General features: G+C 52.1%; 3 protein-coding genes. All 3 read left to right on the top strand.

Annotation, left to right across the window (positions count from 1 at the left end; genetic code table 11):
* Positions 1–20 precede the first annotated feature (20 nt).
* The 3 genes from ACOVRA_RS12850 to ACOVRA_RS12840 all read left to right on the top strand — a co-directional run bounded on the left by ACOVRA_RS12850 (position 21) and on the right by ACOVRA_RS12840 (position 1,299).
* Positions 21–224 carry a helix-turn-helix domain-containing protein gene (locus tag ACOVRA_RS12850; RefSeq protein WP_346383814.1) on the top strand — a complete coding sequence of 68 codons (204 nt, stop codon included), beginning with the start codon at positions 21–23 and terminating at the stop codon, positions 222–224.
* 337 nt (positions 225–561) lie between these two features.
* Positions 562–801: a type II toxin-antitoxin system HicA family toxin gene (locus ACOVRA_RS12845; protein WP_421720640.1), complete on the top strand. Its 240-nt coding sequence runs from the start codon at positions 562–564 to the stop codon at positions 799–801.
* A 57-nt stretch (positions 802–858) separates the two neighbouring features.
* A complete protein-coding gene (locus tag ACOVRA_RS12840) occupies positions 859–1,299 on the top strand; it encodes a type II toxin-antitoxin system HicB family antitoxin (RefSeq protein WP_346383813.1) in 441 nt (146 codons plus the stop codon).
* Positions 1,300–1,556 lie beyond the last annotated feature (257 nt).

The raw sequence follows: 1,556 nt of genomic DNA, 5'->3' as shown, positions 1-1,556 counted from the left end.
CCTGATAGAGGATGAAACCTATGAATACCGACACACTTCTGACCGTTGAAGATGCGGCCTCCCATTTGAAGATTTCCAAGCACACTTTGAACCGTTGGCGCGTTACAGGTGAAGGCCCTCCCTTCATCAAATATGGCCCCCGGTTGATCCGTTATCTCGTTACCGCGCTTGATGAATGGGCGCAGGAGCGCATGTTCGCCAATACCAGCCAATATGGGCGGTAGGCTCTTGGCTTACCAATCTTCGCCAAATGCCAGAGCGTTTAGGCGCGTCAAGGTAACCTTCTTGAAGGGGGCTCGGCCCACCTTGACCCGCCCATCACGCTCTGGCGCACCATTAGGTGTCGGGACGCGGCGCGCGTCCCTTCATTACCTCTCGACCTCGCCTCTGGCAGGTCGAACACGGGGCTAGAGGGAACAGCGAAAGAATTGGCAGAAACGTTGGTTCTGGCTTCGCACGTTCAACTGCTGTCAACCAATTGAATGGGCTAACGCCGAGCTACTGGCGCAGGAATGAAACACACACATCGCATACATATCTTGTTTTGACTTTAGAGAAAGTGTGTATATTGTACACACTCAGCGAGGGGCAACATTGCCGAAGCGACCAAAGACCAAGGACATTATCAAGCGGCTGAAAAGCGAAGGATATGTGCAGAAGGCAACGGAAGGGTCTCACAAGCACTTTGTCCACCCTGACTTTCCGGGCAAGATCACTGTGGTCGTGAGCAAGGCCGAACAGTCCATAGGGGTACTTCGGGAAATCTATCGGCAGGCCAAATGGAAGTGGCCACCTGAATAGCCAGGCCGCCCCCTCTCAAACAAAGCAAAAAGATATTTATTAAGTGGAGAACACCCCATGACACAGAATATAACCAGCAGCAGACCTAAATGGTCTGTTGCTTTCGACCACGATCCCGTGGTCGGGATGTGGGGAGCAGTGGTTCTGGATCTTCCCGGATGCACATCGGGTGGAGACAGTTTGGAGGAAGCCAGAAGCAATGTCCGTGAAGCGATCGCCCTTTACATTGCTGATGTACAAGAAGAGACCGGAACAGTTCCAAGCCCCTTAGGGTTAGAGAGCATTCTAAGGATAGCAGAAACCGACGCAGATATGCGGGAGAGACTAGAAGGAGCCATCGTTCTGGAATCTGATGCTGGTGAACTCAAATCCCGATCAGTTCGCGTTCAGATCACGATGAACGAGGGTTTGCTTGCGCGTGTCGACCAAGTTGCTGAGAGTGTCGGCATGAATAGAAGTGCATGGCTCGCGGAAGCTGCGCGTCGTCTTATAGCCTAGATAGTATCTTTTGGGCCTAATACTGTCGGGACCCGGGGAAGGTCTCGACAGTATTTCCCCATCAATTCATTTGGCAGTCAATCATAGGGCCTAGGCGGAAGAATTTGACACTTCAATTCCATTGGCGAAGTCTGCGACCTACTTTGAAGTCAAGACCGTCAAAAGAAGTCTGACTTGATCCTCGTAAACGGGCCTTAATTCTCACGCTCCATAAGTTCGCGCGGCAGCATGAGCTGCGAACGTGCATCATAGACGCC

The organism is Aquidulcibacter sp., from assembly GCF_049239865.1.
In the GTDB taxonomy this organism is placed as follows: domain Bacteria; phylum Pseudomonadota; class Alphaproteobacteria; order Caulobacterales; family Aquidulcibacteraceae; genus Aquidulcibacter.
The sequence above is the reverse complement of the archived record's forward strand: the minus strand, read 5'-3'. Positions and strand labels throughout refer to the sequence as shown.

Bases quoted from the DNA above. Each gene is read 5' to 3' on its own strand.
- ACOVRA_RS12850 (WP_346383814.1), top strand. From the start codon at position 21: ATGAATACCGACACACTTCTGACCGTTGAAGATGCGGCCTCCCATTTG.
- ACOVRA_RS12840 (WP_346383813.1), top strand. From the start codon at position 859: ATGACACAGAATATAACCAGCAGCAGACCTAAATGGTCTGTTGCTTTC.